Below are 23,677 nucleotides of genomic sequence, written 5' to 3' on the forward strand. Positions count from 1 at the left end.
CCGGTGGTTGAGGTGCGAGTGCCCGCTAGGGCGCGAGCCTCGAAACCCTGGCCAGCTCGACCGGAGCCGTCGGCGGGGTGGCGGATCAGCGTGCTCATGCGGCGCACCTCGCTGCGTTGGACTGGACGCCCACGTCGCCGTAGTAGCCCTCCGGATTCGGAATGACCCCGTCGATCTGGCAGACGTAGAAATTGAGCCACGAGCCGTAGCTGCCGATCGTGCCGAGCGCGTCGAGCTTGACCGGCAGGTTCGTGAAGAACTCGTTCAACGTGCCCTCGGCGCCGGCAAGGTTGCTCGCGAGGGTCTGCAGCGCGGCGATGTCGTTCTTGAGCGGGGCGCGCCCCTGCTCGAGCAGGTCGGCGACGCTGACCGACAGGCCGCTGAGGCCGTCGAGCGTGCTGCCGATCGTCTCGCGGTCCGAGGCCAGGCCGGAGACGAGGTCCGACAGCGTCACGATGACGGTGTCGACCTGGTCGGTGCGGCTGTTGACGGTCGTGAGCACCGAGTTGAGGCTCGTGATGAGGTCGCCGATCACGGCGTCCTTCTCGGCGAGCGTCGAGGTCAGGCTGCCGGTGCTGGCCAGGAGCGTGTCGACCGAGGCGCCGTCCCCCTGGAAGACCGCGATGATCTCCGCGCTGAGCGTGTTGACGTCGTCGGGGTCGAGCACCTTCAGCAGGGGCTGGAAGCCGTTGAACAGCAGCGTGAGGTCGAGCGCGGGCGCGGTCTCGTCGAGGCCGAACGTGTACCCCGGCTTCAGCGCGGTCCCGGCGCGCTCCGGCGGCTCCAGCGAGATGTACCGCTGGCCCACGAGGTTGCGGAACTTGAGCTGGGCGACCGTGCCCTTCTCGACCGTGGCCGAGTCGGACACGGTGAACTCCACGACTGCGTCGGCGTCGTCGTTGAGGCTGATCTTCTGGACGGTGCCCACCTTGACGCCGGCCATCCGGATGTCGTCGCCCTTGTTGAGGCTCGTGGCGTCGTCGAAGACCGCCGAGAACGTGTCGCCGGGGCCGCTGGAGTTCTGGATCGTGGCCGCGAGCGCCATCGTGGCCAGCACGGTCACGAGCGTGAACGCGACGCTCTTGATGAGGATGCGGGTCACTGGACCGTCACCACCGTTCCACGCAGGGTGGGTCCGACCAGGAGGCTGGACCACGCGGGGTAGTCACCGGGCGCGAGGTCCTGGCCCCCGGCCAGGAGCTCGGCGATGAGCTGGTTCTCGGCCGGCGAGTTGACCTCGCCGAGGCCCATCGCGTCACCGATCTGCGAGGCGACCAGCGGGCTGGGCGGCGGCGCGATGGTCGGCGGCGCGTCGGCCGGCAGCGACGACGGGCTGGCAGCGGCGCTGTTCTGGTACGGGCACCGGGCCTGGCCGCCGGTCGAGAACTGAGGGGTGTCGCGCCCGGGCTCGTAGGCCCCGCGGCTCGGGACGACGTTCAGCGTGACGTGGATGCCGGGCTCGCCGGTGCCCTTGCCGAGCACGGTGTCCATCGTGGGGATGAAGTCGGCGACGGCCTTGAACAGGCACGGGAACTGGCTCGCGTACGGGGCCGCGGCGGAGAGCGCCGAGCGGCTCTCGGCCGAGAGCGTGATGATCGTGCCCTGGTTGGCCTGCAGCCAGTCGCGGGTCGTGGTGGAGGCCGTGATGACGTTGGCGAAGAGGGTCGTCAGCGTGTCCTGCTCGTCGACGAAGGTCTGGGTCGTCGTGGTCAGGTCGTCGAGCGCCTCGAGCAGGTCGGGGGCGGCGACGTTGTAGGTGCGCGCGACCTCGCCGAGCTTGACCAGGTCGTCGGCGAGCGCCGGCACGGACGGCTGCAGCTCGGTGAGGTACGTGCCCCAGGCCTCCATCGACTCGCCGATCTTGGCGCCGCGACCCGACAGCAGGAGGCTGAGCTCACCGAGCGCGGCCGAGAGCTTCTCGGGCTGCAGGGCCTCGAGGACGGGCAGCAGCTCGTCGAGCACCTGCTCGAGCTCGACGGCCTCGTCGGAGGCGTCCTGGCGGATCGTGTCGCCGGCGGCGAGGCCGTCGCCGCTCGTAGCGCCGTCGGCCAGGAGCTGCACGTAGCGCTCGCCGAACAGGGTCTTGGGCAGGAGCCGCGCGACGGTGTCGGGCGGCAGGTTCTCGGCGACCGACGGCTTGATCGCGAGGGTCAGCGTGGCGCCGTCGGCGGTGGACTCGATGTGCTTGACGACGCCCACGGGCACCCCGTTGAGCTTGACGTCGGAGCCGGTCTGCATCGCGTTGCCGACGCTGCCGGTCGTGAGCTTGATGTCGGTGCTGGAGACGAAGGCGCGGTTGTAGACCATCATCGCGACGAGCAGCCCGAGCACGATCAGGCCGACGAACACGATGCCGAAGATCGTGTCGACCCGTCGGGGGCTCTTGATGATGACGGGGCCGCTCATCCGGCGATCCTCACGGTCGAGGTGGTGCCCCAGAGCGCCATCGACAGCACGAGGTCGAGGACCGCGACGGTTACGATGCTGCGCCGCACGGCCGTGCCGACCGCGATGCCGACGCCTGCGGGGCCGCCGTGCGCGGTGAACCCGAGGCGGCAGTGGATCAGGATGATGATGACCGCGAAGATCAGCACCTTCACGAACGACAGCAGGATGTCGATCGGCGGCAGGAACAGCTCGAAGTAGTGGTCGTAGGTGCCGGCGGACTGGCCGTGGAAGTAGACCGTGACGATGCGCGAGCCGGCGTACGACATCAACAGGCCGATGACGTAGAGCGGGATGATCGCGATGAAGCCCGCGATCACGCGCGTCGTGACGAGGTAGCGGCGGCTCGAGACGGCCATGACGTCGAGCGCGTCGACCTCCTCGTTGATCCGCATCGCGCCGAGCTGCGCGGTGAAGCCGGAGCCGACGGTGGCCGAGAGGGCGAGCGCGGCGACGAGCGGCGCGATCTCGCGGGTGTTGAAGTAGGCCGAGATGAAGCCGTTGAGGGTCGCGGTGCCGATCTGGTCGAGGGCCGCGTAGCCCTGCATGCCCACGACGGTGCCGACGAACAGGGTCATGCCCAGCATCACGCCGATCGTGCCGCCGATGACCGCGAGCGCGCCGGTGCCGAAGCTGACCTCCGAGAGCAGCCGGAGGATCTCCTTGGGGTGGTGGCGCAGGGCCTGCGGGATCGAGCTGAGCACGCCGATGTGGAAGCGCAGGCCGGCGCCGAGCTGGGCCAGGCGATCGACCGGGGCCTTCGCGGCGCGGCGCAGCAGCGACGGCCGAGCAGGCGTCGCGCGGCGCGCTCCAGCTCCCTGGGGCACAGGTGCGACGGCCATGTCAGGCTCCCTTCCCGGGCACCAGCTGGAGGTACAGCGTGGTGATGACGAAGTTGACGAAGAACAGCAGCAGGAAGGTCACGACGACCGACTGGTTGACGGCGTCGCCGACCCCCTTGGGCCCGGGCGCGGTGTTGAGGCCGCGGTAGCAGGCGACGACACCGGCGACAAAGCCGAAGATGACGGCCTTGATCTCGCCGACCCAGAGGTCGGAGATCTGCGCCAGCGCCGTGAACGAGGCGAGGTAGGCGCCCGGCGTTCCGCCCTGAACGACCACGTTGAAGAAGTAGCCGCCGATCACGCCGACGACCGAGACCAGGCCGTTGAGCAGCACGGCGGCGAACACGCAGGCCAGCACGCGCGGCACGACGAGGCGCCGGACGGGGTCGATGCCCATGACCCGCATCGCGTCGATCTCGTCCTTTATGCGCCGTGAGCCCAGGTCGGCGCAGATCGCCGCACCTCCGGCACCCGCGATGACCAGGGTCGTGACGATGGGGGCTGCCTGCTGCACGACCGCGAGCACGCTGGCCGCGCCGGTGAACGACTGAGCGCCGACCTGCACCGTCAGGGTGCCGAGCTGCAGCGCGATGACCGCGCCGAACGGGATCGCGACGAGCATCGCCGGGATCCAGGAGACGCTGACGACGAACCAGAACTGCTCGAGCAGCTCGCGCACCGCGAACGGGCGGCGGAAGGTCGAGCGGATCGCGTCGAGGCCGAGGGCAAACAGGTCGCCGACCGACGTCAGGGCACGGGTGACGAGCCCCTTGCGCGGGAGGGACCGTGCTCGGTCAGTCTCGTCGTCGGGCGCGATGTACAGCTGCGCCGCACCGCTGGACACGCGCTCGCGGTGACGGTCGGCCGCGGGGCGCGGCCGGCCCGACTTGGGCGTCAGCTGGCGCGGGAGCACCTCGACGGGGCGGGCGCCCGCGTGACGCGTGAGGATCGAGGTGCCGCCGGGGTAGGCAGGGGTGAGGTCGACGGGCTCGTCGCGCCGGTGGTCGACCTCCTCGCTCATGCCGATCGGCCCCTCGGGGTCGCCGCTCATGAACTGGCTGACGACGGGGTGGTCGGTGAGCAGGAAGTCCTCGCGGGGGCCGAACATCACGAGCTCGCGGCGGTAGAGCATCCCGAGGTTGTCGGGCATCGTGCGGGCGAGCTCGATGTTGTGGGTGACGACGAGCATCGTGGCGTCGGTGGCGGCGTTGACCTCGACGAGCAGCTGCGCGAGGTTCGACGTGCGCACGGGGTCGAGGCCGGAGTCGGGCTCGTCGATCAGGATGATCTCCGGGTCCGTCACGAGCGAGCGGGCCAGGCCGGCACGCTTCTTCATGCCGCCGGAGATCTCGCCGGGCACCTTGTGCTCCTGACCGACCAGGCCGACCATGTCGAGCTTCTCCATGACAATCGCGCGGATGTCGGCCTCGGTCTTCTTGGTGTGCTCGCGCAGCGGGAAGGCGACGTTGTCGTAGACGTTCATCGAGCCGAACAGCGCGCCGTCCTGGAACAGGACGCCGAAGCGCTTGCGCATCTCCAGGCGCATCGCCTCGGTGGCGCGCACCATGTCGGTGCCGTCGATCAGGATCGAGCCGGCTTCCGGCTGCACGAGGCCCATGACCGACTTCAGGAAGACCGACTTGCCGGTGCCCGAGGGGCCCAGCAGGGCGGTGATCTCGCCGGCGGGGAGCGTCAGCGTGACGTCGTGCCAGATGTTCTGGCTGCCGTACGTCTTGGACAGTCCCTCGACCTCGACCGTGCCGCCCATGCGATGTCCTCCCCGTATGCCGAACCCCGGCTGGTGCCGGCTGGTGGTGCGCCACCTCCCCCGGGCGAGGTGGCGCATTCCGGGGCGACGCTAGGTGTGGCTCACGTCACTTCGCTACCCCTGTGGATCAATCGGGGCAAACGACCTGATTTCTTGTCACCCGCCTGACAACTTCTGCCCAGGCGGGCCCCGGAAACCTCCACACCCCGTCGGCTGAGGTGCGAGTGCCGCCTGCGGCGCGAGCCTCGAAGCCACCGCAGAACCGGATGACCCCGCACTTCCGCGCCCTGAGGTGCTACGAGGGACGAGGAGCCTCGAAGGGCACACCGCCACCACAAGCCCAGTGGCTCACGCAACCCCTTCGAGGCTCGTTCGTTCCTCACTCGCACCTCAGGGGCCGGAACCCTCGGCACCCCCGCCGGCTGACGCAGCCCCGCACCTTCGGCGCTGAAACCATTCGCGCCCTGAGGTGCGACGAGGAACGAGGAGCCTCGAAGGGCACACCGCCACCACACGTCCAATGGCTGACGCAACCCCTTCGAGGCTCGTTCGTTCCTCACTCGCACCTCAGGGGCCGGAACCCTCGACGCCCCCGGAAACAGGTGTGGGTGGGGCGCCCCCCGGCACCCCACCCACACCCGCCCTTCGACCAGGCGTCAGCCCAGCTGCTGTCGTCCGCGCGATCGGTACACCAGCAGCCCGAGGCCGGCCAGGAGGAACGTCAGGCCCAGGGGGACCATCGGACCGATGTCACCCAGACCCGTGCTCGGCAGGAGGCCGCGGCCATTGCCGCTGCCCGCCGCACCGTCACCGGTCACCGTGACGTCCTGCCACCCGATCAGGTTTCCGTCGGCGTCGTAGACCGCCACGCGGTGGACGCCAGCTGCGACGTCCGCCGGGATGGTGATCCGCACCGTGCCGTCGGCCGCGACCGTGACGAACCCAAGGTCACGCGGCGTCGAGAACAGCACGACCCGCACCGAGTCGCCAGCACGGTCACCACTGATCTGGATCGTGACCTGGTCGCCGGCCTTGACCGGGTTGGGGGTCACGGTGATCAGGTCCTTGAAGGCCGGGTCCTCCGGGCGCAGGATCGTCACCGCGAAGTCGTCCCAGCCGACCAGCGACCCTCCGGCGTACACCGCGAGGCGGTGCGTGCCGAGCGGGATGTCGCCAGGGACCTTGACCTGGATCGTGCCGTCCTCGGCCACCGTGAAGGTGCCGAGCACTCGGTCGAGGTTCGACAGGTAGACCTGGACCTGCTGGCCCGCGAACGCCGTGCCGACCTGCACCGAGATCGTCGCGCCGGGGGCGGTCGGACCGTCGAGGTCGATCACGACGTCACCGGTCGGCGGTGCCGTGTCCTCCGGTGCGACCGGAGCGGTCGCGACCGACTCCGAGACCACGGGAGTCTCGGTGCCGCGGGTGGCGGTCGAGACGAAGGTGATCTCCGCATCCAGCTGATCCGCGGTGAGCACCAGGTTCGCCCCGGTGGCTCCCTCGATCGCCTCGCCATCGGCGAACCACTGGTTGGCGACCGTGACGCCCTGCGTGTCGTTGAACGTCGCCGGGGTGCCGACGAGCGTCTTCCCGACCTGCGGGGTTCCGGCGATCGTCGGCGGCGCGGTGGCCGCGAGGACCACGAGCACGGGGCCGACGGCCGTCGAGGTCGACGGGACGGACTCCTCACCGCGCGTCGCGACGGACTTGAACTGGATGTTCTGTCCGACGTGGTCCGCCGTGAGCACCAAGGTGGTGCCGTCGGCCACGGTCTCCACGCCACCGATCACCCAGTAGTTGGTGATCGTGACGTCCTCGGTGGTCGAGTACGTCGCGGGCGTGCCGGTGAGCGTCTGACCGACCCGCGGCGCGCCGGACAGGCTCGCCTCGGTCTCGACGACCAGGTCGACCGGAGCGTCCGTGACGGCGCTGGTGGGCACCGACTCGGCCGTGACGGTCTCCTCGTCGATCGTGCGCTTCACGGTCTGGACGACCTTGACCTGCTGGTCGCGCTGCGCCTCGGTGAGCTCCAGCGTGGTGCCCGTCGCTCCCTCGATCGCGGTGAAGGTGTCACCGGTTCCGGCGAACCACTGCAGCGTCGACTCGGTGCCGTCCGGCGCAGCCACGGGCGTGGCCGTCAGGGTCTGGCCGATGAACGGCTGACCCGTGACCGTCGGCTGGCCGGTGATGACCAGCGGCGGCATCGTGACGGGTCCGGAGCTGTCGGCGGACGAGTTCGCGAACTGTCCCGCGACGTTGCCGGTCGCGAAGAACCGCACCGTCTGACCGAGGTCCTCGGGGAGCAGCGTGACCTCCGGCGCTCCTCCGTTCGGGATCGCGACGTACCGCGACCCGATCAGGAAGGCGTAGATCACCGAGTCCGGCGGGTACGAGAACTCACCCGGCACGCCGGTGACGGTGCTGCCCACGAAGAGGTCGCCCGTGATGGTTCCTGGCGTCGCGCTGAACTGGACGACGGGACCGAGCACGGCCGAGTCGGACGTGACCGTCGCGCCCGCCTCGTCGATCGCCGTCGTGCGGTAGACGAGGAACTTGCCCTCGTTCTCCGCGCCCAGCGTCAGCGGGTTCGCGTCGGTGACCAGCTCCCAGTCCTCGGGCGCCGCGTCTGCCGAGTCGGCCCGGTACCAGGCGCTGCTCTCGCTCTCGGGAGTCCGGTTGAAGACCGCCGGGATGCCGACGACGTCGGAGTTGAGCACCGGCACGCCTTCGACCTGCGGCACCTCGACGGCGCTGAGCGGCGGCATCGTGACGGGTCCGACGAAGTCGGAGAAGGACGTCGAATTCTGGCCCGCGACGTTGCTCTGGGCGAAGAACCGGACCATCTGGCCCACGTCCTCCGGCAGCAGCGTGATCTCCGGAGCGCCGCCCGGAGGGATCGCGACATACCGAGGCCCGATGAGCCACGCATAGTTGACCGACGACGGCGGGTACGAGAACTCCCCCGGCACACCGGTCAGCGTGCTCCCGACAATCAGGTCACCCGTGATCGACGACGGGCCCGAGCTGAACAGCACGACCGGGCCGATCGGGGCCGAGTCCGACGTGACCGTCGCCCCGTCCTCGTCGGTCACCGTGGTGCGGAAGAGGAGGTACTTGCCCTCGTTCTCCGCGCTCAGCGTCAGCGGGTTCGCCTCGCTCACCAGCTCGTAGTCCTCGGGCGCCGCGTCAGCGGAGTCCGCCCGGTACCAGGCGCTCGACTCGGTCTCCGGCGTGAAGCTGAACTGCGCCGCGATACCGACGACCTCCGAGTTCAGCACCGGAACGCCCTCGATCTTCGCCGCCTCCACGACGCCAGTCGGCGCGGAGTCGATCGGACCGATCAGGTCGGAGTCCGCCGTGTAGGTCACGCCGTCGGCGTCCTCGACCGTGGTGCGGTAGGCCACGTACTGGCCCTCGATCGCAGCGGTGAGCTCGAGCGGGTTGGTCTCACCGATCAGCGTCCACTCCGCAGCCGGCGTGTCGGCGGCCGGGGCGCGGTACCAGGCGCTGGTCTCCGAGGTGGTGTTGAAGTTGAACGTCGCGGGCGTGCCCGTGACGGACGTGCCGACGACCGGGAATCCCTCGACCTTCGGCCGATCCACGACACCCGGCTCGGGCTCGGGATCCGCCGGGCCGAAGATGAGGGCGGAGTGGGTCGAAACGTCAGTCTCGAACGCCACCACCTGGTGACCCTCGAGGTCGACCGCCGGCGGCTTCAGCAAGGCATTCGTCGCGGCGTCTAGACCCCACGCCACGAATGCGCCGCTCTCCTTCAGCGCCACCTGTCCGAGGTACCCGCGACCGTTGTTGGAACCCAACGCCACGACCTTCTCACCGGCCTCAGCCACCGGGTACTGCAACGCTTCCGGGACGGGCACGCGCGCCCCTCCGAACGTCAGCACCTTCCCGTCGTCTGTGAGGGCGTAGCCAACGTCCGTGCCGAGAGCAACCTCCACGACCGTGGCCGCCCGCACCTCGGTGTCATTCTGAATATTGCTGTCGCCCAGCTGCTCTCCCCAGAAGTGCAGCTCGCCGTCCGACGTGAGCGCTACTCCCTGACCGACGCTCGCGTCGATCTGCACCACATCGTCCAGGTTCGGCATGTTGGCCACGAACCCGGCCGGGCCCCACGAGTCGATCGTCCCGTCCTCCTTCAGCACGATTCCGAAGGGGACAGAGGAACTACCTCCGCCCAGCTGGACGTCGACCACGCCCGTCGGCGCGGCGGGGTTTCGGTACGCGGCCGGAGCTGCCGGCGCGTTGGCCCACGTCACAACCTCGCCGATGCGCGTCACGGCCGCCGCGCGGCCGTTGTAGATCTCCACCGCCGTGACGTCCTTCGTGCGCAGCGACGCGGGAATGAGGGAGACGACAGACTGGTAGTTGCCCTGCGTCACGATCTTCCCTGCCGAGGTCACACCCACAGTCGTGTGGTTGCCACCCGACAGTCCGTCCACGGCGACGTCGACGAACGGAGCGTCGGTGTTCGGAAAGTTCGAGGTCCACGGGACGATCGGGTCGTAGGCACCCTGAAAGCCCCACCCGTAGATGTTTCCGTCGGTGATCGGCTCGGCCGCCGAGGCCACGCTGTTCACGGCGAGGAGGCCGGCGACGAGGCCGGTGGCGAGCAGACCCGCCTTCCACCGCCGACGCGGCCGCGTGCGCGGAGCAGGGCGAGAACGCGGGCCGTTCACGGCTCGGTGTCGTGGGGTCATCGATCGTCCTTACATCTGGTCTCAGGTTCATCAGCCGATGGCTAAGCACCTGACAGGTCGGGGGTCTGCAACCCGCGGCAGAGAACACCCGCGAGCACCCGCGACGCTAGGTGTGGCCCACGTCACCCCGCCAGACATTCCACCCGCTAGGGCCGAATCACGACCCAACCTGGTGATTTCTTGTCACACACCTGACAACTTTTGATCAGAAGAGCGTCGGCTAAGGGGGGTCATCACGCCTCTGCCGACACCGTGCTCGAAAAAGCCGGCGCACGCGGGACGCCCCAACGCCCGCGGCCCTGGACCTCAGTGGCCGGGAGGCTCAGGGGATGTCCACGGGTAGGTTCGCTTACTGTGTTCCGCCGATGGGGAGCGGCGGCCTCGGCGGGGTGGCAGGGCCCGGCAGCGGGCACAGGTTGCTGATGCAACGGGTGAAGTCGTCCCACGGGATCTCGCCAAGCGGGACGAGGGGGCCCTGCACCGCTGACACCGGATTGTTCGGCCCAGAAGCCATGGCGGTGAGCAGTGGGCCGAGGTCGTCCGACCCCGTTCCGCATCCCGTGAAGGGCGCCACCTCGATGCCAGTGGACGCCGGTATGTCTCGGCCCTCGAACGCGCCTTGGTACACCGGACTCGTCAACGGCAGGATGGAACCGGGGTGCAATCCGTCGTAGGCGCCCAGCGGGCCACCGCTGCCGGCGGTGTATGCCCCGCTGGCGAAGTCGCCCCAGAGGTAGAGGTCAGACGGTCGTTCGGTGCGGCAGCTGGGGCCCAGCTCGACCGGCACCCCATCGATGCTCAGGTCACTGACGTAGATGTTCACTTGGCCCTCGACCAACGCTGACGGTTCTGCCACGAAGCTCGGATCACAGCTCGTGGCACGACCGACCTCAGTCGCCTGCCAGATGTGGATGCTCAGAGGCTGGACTCGGCCGTCAACGATCGGTGTGCGCATCGTCAGCGTTGCAGTCGCAGGGATGGAGCCGAACGCGAGCAGGTTGACCTCCATCTCGTTAATCAACCCGACGTCGGCCCCTCCGCCCGGCAGCGGACCCAGCGTGTACATCCAATGCGACTGGTAGCTCATGCCCGTTTGCGTGGACGGGTCGTCCGTCGCGCACTCCGGCTGCTCGAAGGGATTCGGGACGCAAGGCGGCCCCCCGACGTCGGCACACGCGAGCACATACCGGTCCGGGTCCTCGACCGGGAAGTTGAGCCCGCCGAAGTACATAGCGCCCCAGATGGGGTTGTCCGGTGACGTCGCGAGGTACATCTTGGAGCGATTAACCACTGCACCCTGCGAGCTCACGACCGTTCCCTGTGTCAACGAGATCGACCCCGGCGGCGGAACATCGCCCTCGCCCGGGTAGAGCGCACCAGCGCTCGGCGGGCCTGAAAGGCCGGGTTCCGGAGCTGCCTCGGCCGGCATCACCATCGCGACGCACGCCACGACTGCCACCAAGATGACGGCGCGTCGAGAGCGGATACTCCGCGGTGGCCGTGGATCAAGTTTCATCAGGTGCACTCCGAGGTGGGGCTGGGTGAATGATGACACGGTCCTGTGCCGGCAACGCCTCGGCGTCACCGGCACAGGACCGCGTCAGGTCGCTGAGATCACGGGTTGGTGATCGTCAGCGGGCCGCTGCCGGCCGGCGGGGTGTTGGTCCACGAGCCGCTCACGGTGATGTCCTGACCCGCGGCCACGCCGAGGATCGGGCACAGGAACCCGGACGGGGTGGACGTGATCTTGATCGTCGACGCGCCCGGCGTGAACAACTGCGTGGCGGTGTTGAACGTGCCTGCGAGGTCACCACCGACGTTGAAGGTGCAGCCGGCCGCCGAGACCGTCGCGCCGACGCTGGTCAGCTTCGCGGGCCACGTCGTTCCCGTGGCGTCACCGGTGACAGTGACGCCCCAGACGCCGGTCGGAGTGACCGTCGTGTTGCCTGCGATCGGGTTCGTGCAGCCGCTCGACGTCAGGCTGCCGAGGGTGCCGCCGTTGGCGCCGTAGGCCCGGCTGGTGCTCGGGCTGACCACGTCGCCCGCCAGGTTGAACGTCGAACAGGTCAGCGTCTGGTTGGCCTGCACGGCGCGGAAGCTGACGCTGGAACCGACGAAGTTCACCTTGTCGCCGGCACCGGCGTCCGGCGTGTAGGTGGTGGCGGCGTGGGCCGGCGCGGCCAGGGCCATCGTGGTGACGACCGCGGCAGCGGCAGCCAGCAGACCGGACGACGTGCGCTTGCTGAACAACTTCATGATCTCTCCTGCTGTTGTTTGGATTGGTGATTGCGCTCAATCACCGGGTCGGATACTGCATCCGTCGTCGGGGGGTGCCGATGGGAATCAGGGCTCCCCCCGACTGCGGTCTAGGGGTCAGCCACCGTGGGTGACTGAGGCGTGCGCACGAGGCGCTCGGGGAAGGCTCGGCCTGCGAGCAGCTCGGTGTTCACGGGGCCACCAGCGTCAGCGGGCCGCTACCAGCCGGAGGGGTGTTGGTCCAAGTGCCACTAACGGCGATGTCCTGGCCGTTGGCCCAGCCGAGAATTGGACACAGGAAGCCTGCGGGCGTGGAGCTGATCTTGAGGCCGGACGCTCCCGCGGTGGGGCTGAACGTTTGGGTCGCGACGTTCAAGTTGCCGTTGACGACTCCCGACGCCTGGAACGTGCATCCGACCATCACGACCGTCCAGGAGACATTCGTCATTCGGACCGGCCACGTCGTCGCCGCCGGATCACCTGTGACGGTCAGGCCCCAAGTCCCGCTGGGAGTGATCGTCATCAAACCCATGATCGGGTTGGTGCAACCCGACGAAGTCAGGGAGCCGATGTTCGCAGCATTCGCGCCGACGGCCCGACTTGTCCCCGAGTTGACGAGGTTGCCGGCGAGGTCGAACTGCGAACAGGAAATCGACTGATTCGCCTGGATGACCTTGAAGCTGGCGTTCGAGCTGACGAAGTTGATGCCTGGACCCCCGCCCGGGGTGTAGGTCGTGAGAGCCGATGCGGGCGAGGACATGGCCAGGATCGTGACCAGCGCCGCCGAGAGGGAGATCAGCCCCGAGGCGAGTCGCTTGCTGAGCATCTTCATGGTGCGTCCTTCCTGTCTCGTGCGGCGATGGTGGGTCGAGCGGGTCTTGCGCGGCTCCGCGGGACGGGGATGGGTGACGCCCCGCGGAGCCGGGTCTGGGATCAGCCCCCGTAGCGGGGGTTGGAGATCGTCAGGTCGATCGAGTTGTTGCTGCCGGGCACCAGGGCGTTGATCGGCACGGAACCGAACCAGGGGAAGAAGCCCGGGATGTCGAAGAAGTTCAGCGGCGTGCAGCCCGTGAAGTTCCCGATCGTGTAGTTGCCGGTGACGCGTCCGCCCTCGTTGACGGTGAAGAACTCACCCGCGGGCGTGCTGGCGGTGATGTTGACCGGCTTGATCGTGTGGCAGTTGCTACCCACGCTCAGCGGGAACCAGATGCCGAAGACCTTCGCCTCGACCTTGCTGATCTTGATGTCGTAGGAGACGTTCGACGTCAGTCGCGCCTTGCCGAGCTGGTCGGTCTGCTCGAGCTGGCCGGTCAGGGTGCCGACCTGGGTCAGCGTCACGTTGGCGCGAGCGGGGATGCCGAACACGTCGAACTGCAGCTGCTTGGTCGGGATCGGGAGCGAGCCCGCGACGATCTTGCCGTCGACGAGGTCGAGGGTGGTCGTGAGCTCCGACGGGCCGATCGGCAGGGTCGAGTCGACCTGCGACCCGATGTAGCTCGTGCCGACGGCGTCGTACTTGACCGTGAGCGTCGGGTTGGCGGCGCTGGCCGGCGAGGCCGTGGCCACGAACAGCAGCGACAGGGCGGCGGCGGTGCTCGCAGCGAGGCGGCTTCCGCGGCCTGAGCGGGTCAGAAGTTTCACGAGGGTCCCCTTGCGGTGAAGTGTGGGTGCGAGGCACGTCCGGTGTGATCCAGAGCACGCTCGCGGCGACATCGCCATTACCGGGGTGCCGCCCACGTGGCCGCAAGGTCGAGCTCGGAGAAATGTCCACGAGGGCGAAAAAACTGTCACGCACGTGACAAGTTCGTCTCGCGGCACGCCCGACGGGCCAACCCAAGGTGATACTTATCAGTATCGGGAGCGACTGTCCACAGTCCGACCTCGCCGCGCCTCTGCGATGTCGCCGGGTCGACCTAGCGTCAGCGCCACCGCTACTTCCGCTGAGGACCCATGGATCGAGAACCACCAGCACGCCCGTCGTGGCAGGCCGCGCCCTGCCCGCCGTGGTGCGTCGTCACGCACCGCGAGGACGACCCGCCCGCCGACCGCCGGCACGAGAGCGCCGCCCAGTCGCTGCCCGTCACGCTCGCGGGCGACTCCCCCGCCGAGCTGTTCGTCGCGCTCTCCCGGCTCGAGCACGAGCCGGTCGAGTGGGTGTTCGTCGGCCAGGCCGAGATCGGCGGCCAGCACCTGCACGTCAGCCGTGAGAGCGCGCACCGCCTCGCGCAGGCCCTCCTGGACCTTTCCGGGGCGTCCATCCACAGAGACTTATAAGTCTGTAGTCTCATCGGTAGCAATGGTTCACAGTGCTCGCGTGACTTCCCAGCTGCAGATCATCCTCGGCCGCAAGGTGCGCGAGCACCGACTCCGCCTCGGCGTCAGCCAGGAGCGCCTGGCCGAGGACCTCGGATTCCACCGCACGTACCTGGGATCGATCGAGCGCGGCGAGCGCAACCTCTCGCTCGCCTCGGTCGAGCAGCTGGCCGCCCGGCTCGGCGTGCCACCGCTCGACCTCCTGCAGGACTGACACTCCGACGAGTCAGATCCGGATCAGCGAAAAGTTGTTACCCGGGTCACAAGATCTGCCCCGATCCGCGGTCGAACGACACCTCAGGCTCGACCTCCGGCCACCTCGCGACGTTGACTGACGCCGAGGGGGGACGAGTCCGTCCGTCACGGCGGGCTCGAGTGCGATCCGGGGAGGTACGACATGACCGCGCTGTTCCACGACATCGACCGAACCCGTGGCCCTGGCGCCGCGGGTCGCGACCCGGCACGTGCGCTCGTGGCCGTCCTGGCGGGGCTTCCCCGCCTCGACGACCAGGCCATCGTCGCCGCGCGACCGCGGGCTGCAGCACTCGCCGAGCGCATCACGCAACGGGTCCGCACCGAGGTCGTCGCCTTCTCCGACCCGGCGATGCACGCGATGGTCGAACGGGCGATCTCCCGCGCGACGGAGCTCTTCGTCGACGCGCTGGCCGGCGCACCCGTCCGCGGACGCGACGTCGCCGACCTCTACCACCGACTCGGGCTCGTCGAGGCGCGCGCCGGGCACGACCTCGACGCGATGCAGGCGGCCCACCACATCGCCACGCGCGAGGCGTGGGACGAGTTCCGCGACGCCGCTGAGGAGCTCGGCCTCTCGCACGCGGTCGTCAGCCAGCTCGCCCACACGCTCCTCTCCTTCCAGGACCAGCTCCTGCACCAGGCCACCGCCGGGTTCTCGGCCGGCCACGGCGCGCGTCGCACCTCGAACAACGTCGCCCGCAGCGCCCTGCTCGCCGCCCTCGTCAGCGGCCAGTGTCCGGACCAGCTGCCGATGCTCGCCCGCGCCGCCGACTGGCGCCTTCCCGAGCACCTCGCCGTCGCCACGCTCGTGTCGACCGACCGCACCCAGGCCGCCGTCCTCCACCGCCCCGACGTGCTCACGGGTCTCGACGGCCAGCACCTGATCCTGATCGCCGAGGTCGACGAGCTGAACCGCATCGCGGGGCTCGTCAGCTCCGCCGGAGGCGTTGTCGCCGTGAGCGCGAGGTCGGTTCCCGAGGAGGCCCACCACGCCGCACGGTGGTCGATGCGCCTGCTCCGCCTGACGCTGGAGCAGATCGTGCCGGTGCCCGACGACGGCATCGTGCGCTGCGACCATCACCAGCCCGAGCTGTGCCTGCACGCCGATCCCGTCCTGCGCCGCCGCACCGACCAGGAGATGCTGGCGCCGCTGGCCTCACAGACCCCCAAGCGCCGCCTCGCGCTCGCCGAGACGATGACGTTGTGGCTGCAGACCGGCGAGAGCGCCACCGCGCTCGCCGATCGCCTGGGCGTGCACCACCAGACGGTGCACGGACGACTGCGCAAGCTGCGGGTCATCTTCCAGGACCGGCTCGAGGATCCGACGCAGGCCGCTGCCCTGCTCACGGCACTCGAGTCGGCCACGCCCCGCTGGCGCAGCGAGGTCGACTGAGCACCCGGGCGAGGGTGACCCCGCACCCTCCAGCACGCCAGAACCCACCGGCCCGCACCGAGGCCGTTGACGGCCGCCCCCACGGCGGGTGGATGATGTGACCCGCAACACATCGTCCGGATGGGGGTCGGGGCATGGTCAGTGGCACGAGCTGGTGCAGGCAGCGATGACGTTGACACCTGCGCACCGCGAGACCAGCGCCCGTGTGGCCGAGCGCGCCCGCGCCGTGAGGCGCAACGTCCCGGAGGTCGCGGCCGCCATCACGCGCGACGTCCGCGCCAGCATCCCCCGCTACGACGCCCCCGGCACCCGCCGTGTGCTCGACGAGGCCGTCAGCACCGCGCTGCACCGCTTCCTCGACGCGGTCGACGGGGCACCCCACCGCGACCGCGGCGTCGAGGAGCTGTTCCGCACCCTCGGCCTGACCGAGGCGCGCGCCGGTCACTCGCTGTCCGACCTGCGTGCCGCGGTGCACATCGCCGTGTCCTGCTCGTGGCAGTTCCTGCGGCGCACCGAGGCCGAGAGCGGGTCGGGGCAACCCATCCGCAGCGACATCGCCGACGCCGTCATCGCCTTCGCCGACCACCTCGTCGCCGAGGCCGACGCCGGCCACGCCGAGGGCGCACGGCGGCGCGACGGCGACTCCCTGCGTGCCCGGGCGCGGCTCGCGGAGTCCCTGCTCACCGGCGCACCCACGCTGCCGGACGACCACGACGCCTGGCCGGTGCCGTCGACCGTGCTCGTCGCGGTCGTCGAGCTGCCCGACGGTGAGCGTCCCGACCTGTCCGCGCTCGGCCGCACCGCCCTGATCGTCCGCGAGGGCGACCGCCTCGTGATCCTGGCCGACTCGGCCCACCGCGAGCAGGTCGTCGAGACCGTGGCGGCCGCCGGCACCGGACGCATCGGCCTGGCCACGGCACCGACGCAGTCGGCGGTGCCCGCCGCGTTCCGCTGGGGGCGACGGGTGCTGCAGATGGTGCAGCGCGGCGTCATCCCCGAGGCGCGGGTCGTCGACGCCGCCGACCACCTCACCCAGGTGTGGCTGCACGCCGAGCCCGGACTGCGGCAGGCGCTCGTGCAGGAGAAGCTCAAGCCGCTGCTGGCCGAGACCCCGAACTCCCGCGAGATCCTGTCCGAGACCCTGCTCGTCTGGCTCGAGACCCGCGACAGCGCGCCCGCCATCGCCGCCCACCTCGGCGTGCACCCGCAGACCGTGCGGTACCGCTGGAAGCGCATCAACGAGCTGTTTGGCGAGGCGCTGCGCGAACCCGAGTTCATCGTGCAGATCACGATGATCCTCAAGGCCAGCGTTCCGCTCTGGAAGGCCGGCGACCAGAGCGACTTCGAGCGCTTCCAGACCTCGGACCAGGCATGAATCCACTCCTGAGCACGACCGACCTCATCGGTGCCGTCGTCGTGATCGTGATCGCCACGCTCGCCTGGTGGTCGGCGCACCCGATCGTGGTCGGCTCGGCCCGGCGCCGCTCCGGCGAGGCGCGAGCGCGCGTGGTCGGCCGGGGCGCGCTCGACTGCTTCGCCCGCCTCGACACCTTGGTCGTCGACCCCATCGGGTCGGTCACGGTCGGCGAGCTGCGCGTCATCGGCGTCGAGCCCCTCGATCCCGAGCACGACCGCAGCCTGCGCTGGTTCGCCGGTGCGCTGCAGCACGGCGCCGACGATCCCGTCGCCCGCGCGATCTCGCGTCTGTCGGCTCGCGGCGGGGCGACGAACGTCGAGCACCTGCCGGGTGTCGGCGTGCTCGGCACCGTCGACCGGCACCCGGTGCGCGTCGGGTCCCCGGAGTGGATCGGGCTCGACGGCGTGCCCGACGACGACTGGGCGCAGACCGTCGCGGTGGAGGTCGACGGCCGCGCGCTCGGACGCATCCGCGTGGCCGACGTGGTGCGCGAGCAGTCGGCCGCGACGATCGCCTCCCTCGCCGCCGACGGCGTGCAGGTCGTGCTCGTCGCCCCCGGCGATGCGGCGGCCCGACACCTCTCCTCCCTGCTCCCCGGCGCGACGACCGTCGCGCCGTCGGAACGGCCCGGCGAGCAGGTCGTCGACGACTCGGTCAGGGAGGGTGCCGGCGTCGCGACCGTGGGACGCGGCCGCTCGGCGATCGTGCGGCCCGTCACCGGGACCGTCGCCGTCTCCGACGACCTCGGCACCGACGTCCCCGGGGTGGAGATGCACGACGTCGCGATCCACCACGTCGCGACCGTCCTGCGGCTCCTGCGCAGCGCGCGCGGCCGCGTCCGCGCCATGCGGATCGGCGTCATCGCCGTCACCGTCGTCGGCGTGGCGGGTCTGCTCCTCGTGCCCACCGGCCCGCCCGAGCTGGCGGCCACGGCCGCCACCGTGCTCGCGCTGCCGGTCGCCGTGCTGCTGCCCCTCCTGCGCTGGAGCTAGGCGGACCCGGCCGAGACGTCAGTCGTGCTCGGGAAAGACCCGCCTGGCGATCGCCTGGACGTCGCGGTCGAGGTGCTGGAGCTTGACGTCGACGCGCTCGAACTGAGCGTCGACCCGCTCGAACTGAGCGTCGACCCGCTCGAACTTGGCGTTCATCTCGGCGCGCAGTCCGCCCACCTCAGCGCGAAGGACCCGCACGAACCAGCCGGACATCGTGGCGAACATGGCGAAGAACGCGGACGCGAAGATGCCGAGCAGCGCCCACACCTGCGGTTCGGTCATCTCGCTCACTCCCCCATCGTGTCACCGGAGCGGCCACTCTGACAGGGTCGGCGCGACTCTGCCCCGCGTCATCCACAGGGTGCTCAGACCACGCCAGCCCAGGCGAAGAACTCCTCAGCGGTCACGACCGGCTTGCCGTAGTCCTTGGCCTTGCGCGCCTTGCCGGACTGCGTGCCGATCTCGGCGACGACCAGGACGTCGCACCGGGTCTTCGTGACGTTGGCGACCGGGGTGAGGCCGAGCGAGGTCGCGAGCGCGTTCATCTCGTCGCGGCCGTGGACGCGGCCCGAGGGCGACATCGCGGTGCCGGTGAAGCAGACCCGGGCGCCAGCGACGAACAGCTCGTCGACCCCCTGGAGGTCGGCGTCGATCGCCGTCAGGACGTCGTCGACGAAGGCCGTGCCGAGGTGCTGCTCGACCAAGCGGAGCCGCTCGATCAGCGCGGGCGAGAGCCGCGCAGCCTTCGTGGCGACGTTCGCCAAGCGTCGCGTCACGGCGGCGGACGCGACCGCGGATGCCTCGGCCGCGGGCGCGCGGGGCTCGTCGCGCCCCAGGAGGAGCCGGCTCATCGTGGAGCTGGCCTCCACGACGGCCGCGAGCGTCGGGTGCCGATCGGCCGACGGTGCCGCGACGGAGGCGTCGCGGGTGAGGAGGTAGGCGGGTTCCTCGTCGAGGTCGGGCACGGGGAACGGACTGCCGGGGGCCAGGTCGTCGCGCACCCGCTCGAACGCCGCGAGCGCCGTGCGGGCGCGCTCGGCAGCCGTGGACGCCTGCAGGCCCGAGCGCTCCGCCGGGGTGAGCCGCTGCACGCCGACCTCCACCCCGAGGGGCACAGAGGTGACGTGGCGCAGGCGCTTGAGCTCGAAATCGATCTTGCCGAGCAGGTCGTCGATGCCGACGCCCACTGGGGTGACGCCCGCCAGCAGCGGGGCGAGCACGGCCCAGGCCTCTGGCAGGGTCGGGGCGAGCAGGACGTCGTCGGCGGTGATGCCGAACGCGACGCGGGCGTCGGCCAGGTCGCGCTCGGGGTTCACGAGGGTGCTGACGACCGTGCCGTCGTCGAAGGCCACCGCGATCTCGACCGGCCGTGGCCGCGAGAACGTGCCCTCGTCGCCGACGAACGCGACCCCCAGGGCGCAGTGTCGGGCGTCGAGCGACTCGGCCGACGCCTCCTGCAGGAACCGCTGGATGCGGCGGTCGGTGCGCAGGTGCCGCGGCTCGACCGCACGCGTGAGGACGAGGCCGGCCAGCGACGTGGCCCGACTGAGGGCGACGTAGACCTGGCCCGTCGCGAACACCCCACCGGTCAGGTCGACCACCAGCCGGTCGAGGGTCTGGCCCTGGCTCTTGTGGATCGTGATCGCCCACGCCAGCTTGAACGGCAGCTGCCGATACGTGCCCACGACCTCGCGGCGGAGCGAGCCGCCCTCGACGACGGGCTGGGTGACCTCCCACGTGTGGGCGCCGAACGAGGTGCGCGTGCCGTCGGCCAGCTCGATCTCGACCTCGAGGTCGCCCTCGGGCGCCGTGATGCCGACGATGCGCGCCAGCGTGCCGTTGACCCAGCGCTCGGACTGGTCGTTGGTCAGCATCATGACCTGCGCGCCGACCTTGAACCGCAGCACCGCGTCGGTCGGCGGGTCGAACGCCGAGACGTCGCCCGCGGTGGTCGCGGCGTGCTCGTGCTCCGGGGTCGGCAGCCGCTCGAGGCGCTGGCGGTTCCGCGCCGTCACGATCGTGTTCGACGGGGCGAGCGTCAGCCAGAGCTCGTCCTCCGGCGGCTCGAAGTCAGGGTCGACCCGGGCGTTGAGCTCGTGCTGCGCCTCCTCCAGCAGCACGCCCTCGCGCACCGCGTTGAGCAGCGTCGTGAGCTGGTCGTCGCCCGCCTGCCGGAACACCGTGGTGAGGGCGACGGTGGGGAACTGCTCGCGGTCGAAGGCGTGCGCCGAGAAGAAGTAGGGCGTCTCGTAGTGCGTCGCGAAGTACTCCGCCAGTCGGTCGTCGACGACGGGCGGGAGCTGGAGCAGGTCGCCCACCAGCACGACCTGCACCCCGCCGAACGGCTCGCCCGGGTGCGGACCGAAGCGCTCGAGCGCCGCGGCCACCATGTCGAGGACGTCGGCGCGCACCATCGACGCCTCGTCGACCACGAGGGTCTGCAGGCCCCGGAGGGTCTTGGTGAACCGGCCCGGGCGGTAGCCGCCGGACCGCACGTCCTCCAGGTGGGTCGTGGTCTGGAACCCGAAGAGGCGGTGGATCGTGAAGCCGTCGACGTTCAGCGCGGCGATCCCCGTGGGAGCCGCGACGACGACCCGGCGCTCGGTCGTCTCGAGGAAGTGGCGGACCAGGGTGGACTTGCCGGTGCCGGCCTTGCCTGTGAGGAAGAGGTGGCGTCCTGACTCCAGGAGGTCGAGCGCCGAGCGGATCTCCTCGGTGATCGTCAGCGCCATGCGAGCAACCTATCGAGGCGGCGGGCTACTCCGGCCGGTCGAACACGTGACGCGTGAGCGCCTGGACGTCGCGGTCGAGGTGGTCGAAGCGCTCGTCGACGCGGCGGAACTCGGTGCGCATCTCGGTGCGGAGGGACCCGATCTCCCCGCGGACCGTACCGATCTCGGCCTTGAGAACGCGGTGGAAGCTGAACGCCACGACGCTCATCATCGAGACGACCGCCGTCAAGCCTCCGAGGATCACGGTCCAGGACTGGGCTTCGGTCAACGAGAACACCCCTTCAGTGTGAGTCAGCACCACGACCCTGCCAAGGACCCGACCCACTGCGCGACCACCCATCGGCAACCTGTGGACAGACGGCGTGCTGTGGATGTTTGCAGCACCGTCACCTGGTCGCCATCGAGTCGACCTAGCGTCGGACCGATGTTCACCTCTCTCGCCGTCGTCGACGCCGGACCGCTGACGCGTCGTGTCGCGGGAGCCGCGCACGAGCTCGGCGTCGTGACCACGTTCGTCTCGGCGGTGGACCCGATCCGCGAGGCCGTCGACGCCGGCGCCGACGCCCTCCACCTGCTCGACGCCGACGCGACCACCCAGCTCACGATCGCGCGAGGATGCGCGCGGGCCGGGCTGCAGCTCGTCGGCTCGTCGATCGACTCCCTGGCGACCGTGGTCGACCCCGAGCGGTGGGGCGTGATCGCCCGCGGCGCGGGGCTGCCCGTCGCGGAGGCCGCCGACGGTCGACGCATCGACGTGCAGCTGCTGGCCGACCACACCGGCGAGGTCGTGCACCTGCGCGAGCGCGAGCTCACCGGCGGCGACGACTCCGTCATCATGGCGCCCGCACCCCGGCTGGCCACCGCCGTTCGCAACGGGCTGTGCCGCGACGCCGTGAGGCTCGTCGGGCTGATCGGGCTGACCGGTGCCGTCACGGTGCGCTTCGAGGTCGTCGACGAGGAGTACGCCGTGACGGCCGTGCTCCCGGGGCTGCAGCTCGGCCACACCGCGACCGAGGAGGTCACCAACCTCGACCTCGTGCAGGCGCAGCTCCACCTCGCGCACGGAGCGCGACTCGTGCACCTCGGGCTGACGCAGGAGTCGATCATCGTGCGCGGCTACGCGATCCAGTGCCGTGTCACGGCCGACAACGACCAGTCGGGGGTGCGGTGGCGCGTGCCCGGCGGGCCCGGCGTGCGCATCGATGGCGAGCCCGGCGGACACGCCTCGCGCCTCGTCGCGGCGCTGACGTTCCGCGGGCGCGACCTCGTGCACACGATGCGGCGCACCCGGCGGGCGCTGACCGAGCTCGAGGTCGAGGGCACGTCGAACGTCCCCGAGCTCCAGCACACGCTGAACCGCGGCTGAGGCCGACCCTTCGAGGCTCGCTCGTTCCTCGCTCGCACCTCAGGGCCCGGAAAGCCGCACGCCACCGGTGGTTGAGGTGCGAGTGCCGCCTGCGGCGCGAGCCTCGAAACCTCGGGTGGTTGAGGTACCCCTTTCGAGGCTCGTCGTTCCTCCTCACACCTCAAGGGGCGGAAAGGCGACCCCACCCACCGGGGGCGGGTGCGAAGGGGCCGGTCGGTCGTAGGGTGGTGGCACGGCAACGGCGCCGCCCCTGCACCGACCTCCGGAGGCCCCGTTGAACGACTCGACCGAGGACCAGCTGCACCACGACGTGCGCCGTGTCGCCGACCTGCTGGGCGAGACGTTGGTCCGCCAGGAGGGCGCCGAGCTGCTCGAGCTCGTCGAGCGGGTGCGCGAGCTCGCCGGCACCAGCACCGAGTCCGGTGAGTCGTCCGACCGCGCCGCCGCGCGGGCCGAGGTCAGCACCCTGCTCGACGAGCAGCCCGCGCACACCGTCGCCGCGCTGGTGCGGGCCTTCAGCGTCTACTTCAACCTCGCGAACATGGCCGAGCAGGTGGCGCGCATGCGCGAGGTCGAGGCGCGACCGTACGGCGAGGGCTGGCTCGACACCGCCATCGCCGAGATCGTCGCCGAGCAGGGCCCCGAGGCCCTGGCGGACGCGGTCGCCGCGCTCAACGTGCGCACGGTCTTCACCGCGCACCCCACCGAGGTCAGCCGTCGGTCGACCCTGACGAAGCTGCGTCGCATCGCCGACATCCTGGCCGAGCCCACGGTCGACGAGGGCCCGCTGCGCCGGCGCCAGGACGCGAACCTCTCCCAGCTCATCGACCTCGTGTGGCAGACCGACCCGGTCCGGCGCAGCCGGCCGACGCCGCTCGACGAGGCGCGGCACGCCGTCTACTACCTCGGCGACATCCTCACCGAGACGATGCCGTCGCTCTCGGCCGACCTGGCCGACAGCCTGGCCGACCACGGCGTGCGCCCCGCCGCGACGACCCGGCCCCTGTCGTTCGGCTCGTGGATCGGCGGCGACCGCGACGGCAACCCCAACGTCACCCCCGAGGTGACCCGCGAGGTGTTGCGCCTGCAGAACCGTGTCGCCACGCGACTGCTGCTCGCGAGCCTCGACGTCGTCATCCGCGAGCTCTCGACCTCGGCCGACCTGGTCGGCGTCAGCGACGAG

19 protein-coding genes are annotated in these 23,677 nt (G+C 70.4%); 7 read left to right on the forward strand and 12 right to left on the reverse strand.

What is annotated here, in order from left to right:
• Positions 1–94 precede the first annotated feature (94 nt).
• From ABD127_RS12365 to ABD127_RS12410, 9 genes are all read right to left on the reverse strand, one after another.
• A complete protein-coding gene (locus ABD127_RS12365) occupies positions 95–1,102 on the reverse strand; it encodes an MCE family protein (protein WP_344201921.1) in 1,008 nt (335 codons plus the stop codon).
• Positions 1,099–2,406: an MCE family protein gene (locus ABD127_RS12370; RefSeq protein ID WP_344201923.1), complete on the reverse strand. Its 1,308-nt coding sequence runs from the start codon at positions 2,404–2,406 to the stop codon at positions 1,099–1,101. Before ABD127_RS12370 ends, ABD127_RS12365 begins: the two co-directional genes overlap by 4 nt.
• The gene (locus ABD127_RS12375; protein ID WP_344201925.1) at positions 2,403–3,287 is read right to left on the reverse strand and encodes an MlaE family ABC transporter permease; all 885 of its coding nucleotides are present in this window, start codon (positions 3,285–3,287) and stop codon (positions 2,403–2,405) included. The genes ABD127_RS12370 and ABD127_RS12375 overlap by 4 nt, the downstream gene beginning before the upstream one ends.
• A gap of 1 nt (position 3,288) precedes the next feature.
• The gene (locus tag ABD127_RS19095; RefSeq protein WP_425545813.1) at positions 3,289–5,055 is read right to left on the reverse strand and encodes an ABC transporter permease; all 1,767 of its coding nucleotides are present in this window, start codon (positions 5,053–5,055) and stop codon (positions 3,289–3,291) included.
• A 656-nt stretch (positions 5,056–5,711) separates the two neighbouring features.
• A complete protein-coding gene (locus tag ABD127_RS12390) occupies positions 5,712–9,770 on the reverse strand; it encodes a hypothetical protein (protein WP_344201928.1) in 4,059 nt (1,352 codons plus the stop codon).
• A 349-nt stretch (positions 9,771–10,119) separates the two neighbouring features.
• Positions 10,120–11,079 (reverse strand): hypothetical protein, encoded by a 960-nt coding sequence (locus ABD127_RS12395; protein WP_344201930.1) that lies wholly within the window; start codon positions 11,077–11,079, stop codon positions 10,120–10,122.
• Positions 11,080–11,384: 305 nt separating this feature from the next.
• Positions 11,385–12,026 carry a hypothetical protein gene (locus ABD127_RS12400; RefSeq protein ID WP_344201933.1) on the reverse strand — a complete coding sequence of 214 codons (642 nt, stop codon included), beginning with the start codon at positions 12,024–12,026 and terminating at the stop codon, positions 11,385–11,387.
• 190 nt (positions 12,027–12,216) lie between these two features.
• Entirely contained in the window at positions 12,217–12,858 is a 642-nt protein-coding gene (locus ABD127_RS12405) for a hypothetical protein (RefSeq protein ID WP_344201936.1), read from the reverse strand.
• A gap of 101 nt (positions 12,859–12,959) precedes the next feature.
• The gene (locus tag ABD127_RS12410) at positions 12,960–13,667 is read right to left on the reverse strand and encodes a hypothetical protein (RefSeq protein ID WP_344201939.1); all 708 of its coding nucleotides are present in this window, start codon (positions 13,665–13,667) and stop codon (positions 12,960–12,962) included.
• A gap of 309 nt (positions 13,668–13,976) precedes the next feature.
• Between ABD127_RS12410 and ABD127_RS12415 the strand changes: the two genes are divergently transcribed.
• The 5 genes from ABD127_RS12415 (at position 13,977) to ABD127_RS12435 (ending at position 18,396) form a co-directional block, all read left to right on the forward strand.
• Entirely contained in the window at positions 13,977–14,300 is a 324-nt protein-coding gene (locus ABD127_RS12415) for a DUF6907 domain-containing protein (RefSeq protein ID WP_344201941.1), read from the forward strand.
• Positions 14,301–14,340: 40 nt separating this feature from the next.
• Positions 14,341–14,553, forward strand: a complete 213-nt coding sequence (locus ABD127_RS12420) for a helix-turn-helix domain-containing protein (RefSeq protein ID WP_344201943.1) — start codon at positions 14,341–14,343, stop codon at positions 14,551–14,553.
• Positions 14,554–14,736: 183 nt separating this feature from the next.
• Positions 14,737–15,987 (forward strand): PucR-like N-terminal domain-containing protein, encoded by a 1,251-nt coding sequence (locus ABD127_RS12425; RefSeq protein WP_344201946.1) that lies wholly within the window; start codon positions 14,737–14,739, stop codon positions 15,985–15,987.
• Between the two features lie 166 nt (positions 15,988–16,153).
• Positions 16,154–17,362 (forward strand): PucR family transcriptional regulator, encoded by a 1,209-nt coding sequence (locus tag ABD127_RS12430; RefSeq protein ID WP_344201948.1) that lies wholly within the window; start codon positions 16,154–16,156, stop codon positions 17,360–17,362.
• Positions 17,359–18,396, forward strand: a complete 1,038-nt coding sequence (locus ABD127_RS12435) for a hypothetical protein (protein WP_344201950.1) — start codon at positions 17,359–17,361, stop codon at positions 18,394–18,396. The genes ABD127_RS12430 and ABD127_RS12435 overlap by 4 nt, the downstream gene beginning before the upstream one ends.
• A gap of 18 nt (positions 18,397–18,414) precedes the next feature.
• Here ABD127_RS12435 and ABD127_RS12440 read toward each other — a convergent pair whose 3' ends face one another.
• The 3 genes from ABD127_RS12440 to ABD127_RS12450 form a co-directional block, all read right to left on the reverse strand.
• Positions 18,415–18,687, reverse strand: coding sequence for a hypothetical protein (locus ABD127_RS12440; RefSeq protein WP_344201953.1), 273 nt, complete (start codon positions 18,685–18,687; stop codon positions 18,415–18,417).
• A gap of 74 nt (positions 18,688–18,761) precedes the next feature.
• Complete coding sequence (locus ABD127_RS12445; RefSeq protein WP_344201956.1) at positions 18,762–21,128, reverse strand: AAA family ATPase; 2,367 nt, start codon at positions 21,126–21,128, stop codon at positions 18,762–18,764.
• Between the two features lie 25 nt (positions 21,129–21,153).
• Entirely contained in the window at positions 21,154–21,405 is a 252-nt protein-coding gene (locus ABD127_RS12450; protein ID WP_344201959.1) for a hypothetical protein, read from the reverse strand.
• Between the two features lie 147 nt (positions 21,406–21,552).
• On the opposite strand from ABD127_RS12450, the gene ABD127_RS12455 reads away from it, so the two are divergent.
• Positions 21,553–22,494, forward strand: coding sequence for an ATP-binding protein (locus ABD127_RS12455; RefSeq protein ID WP_344201962.1), 942 nt, complete (start codon positions 21,553–21,555; stop codon positions 22,492–22,494).
• 274 nt (positions 22,495–22,768) lie between these two features.
• A partial coding sequence (locus ABD127_RS12460) for a phosphoenolpyruvate carboxylase (protein ID WP_344201965.1) occupies positions 22,769–23,677 on the forward strand: 909 nt, incomplete at its 3' end.

Source organism: Aeromicrobium alkaliterrae (assembly GCF_039529015.1).
In the GTDB taxonomy this organism is placed as follows: Bacteria; Actinomycetota; Actinomycetes; order Propionibacteriales; family Nocardioidaceae; genus Aeromicrobium; species Aeromicrobium alkaliterrae.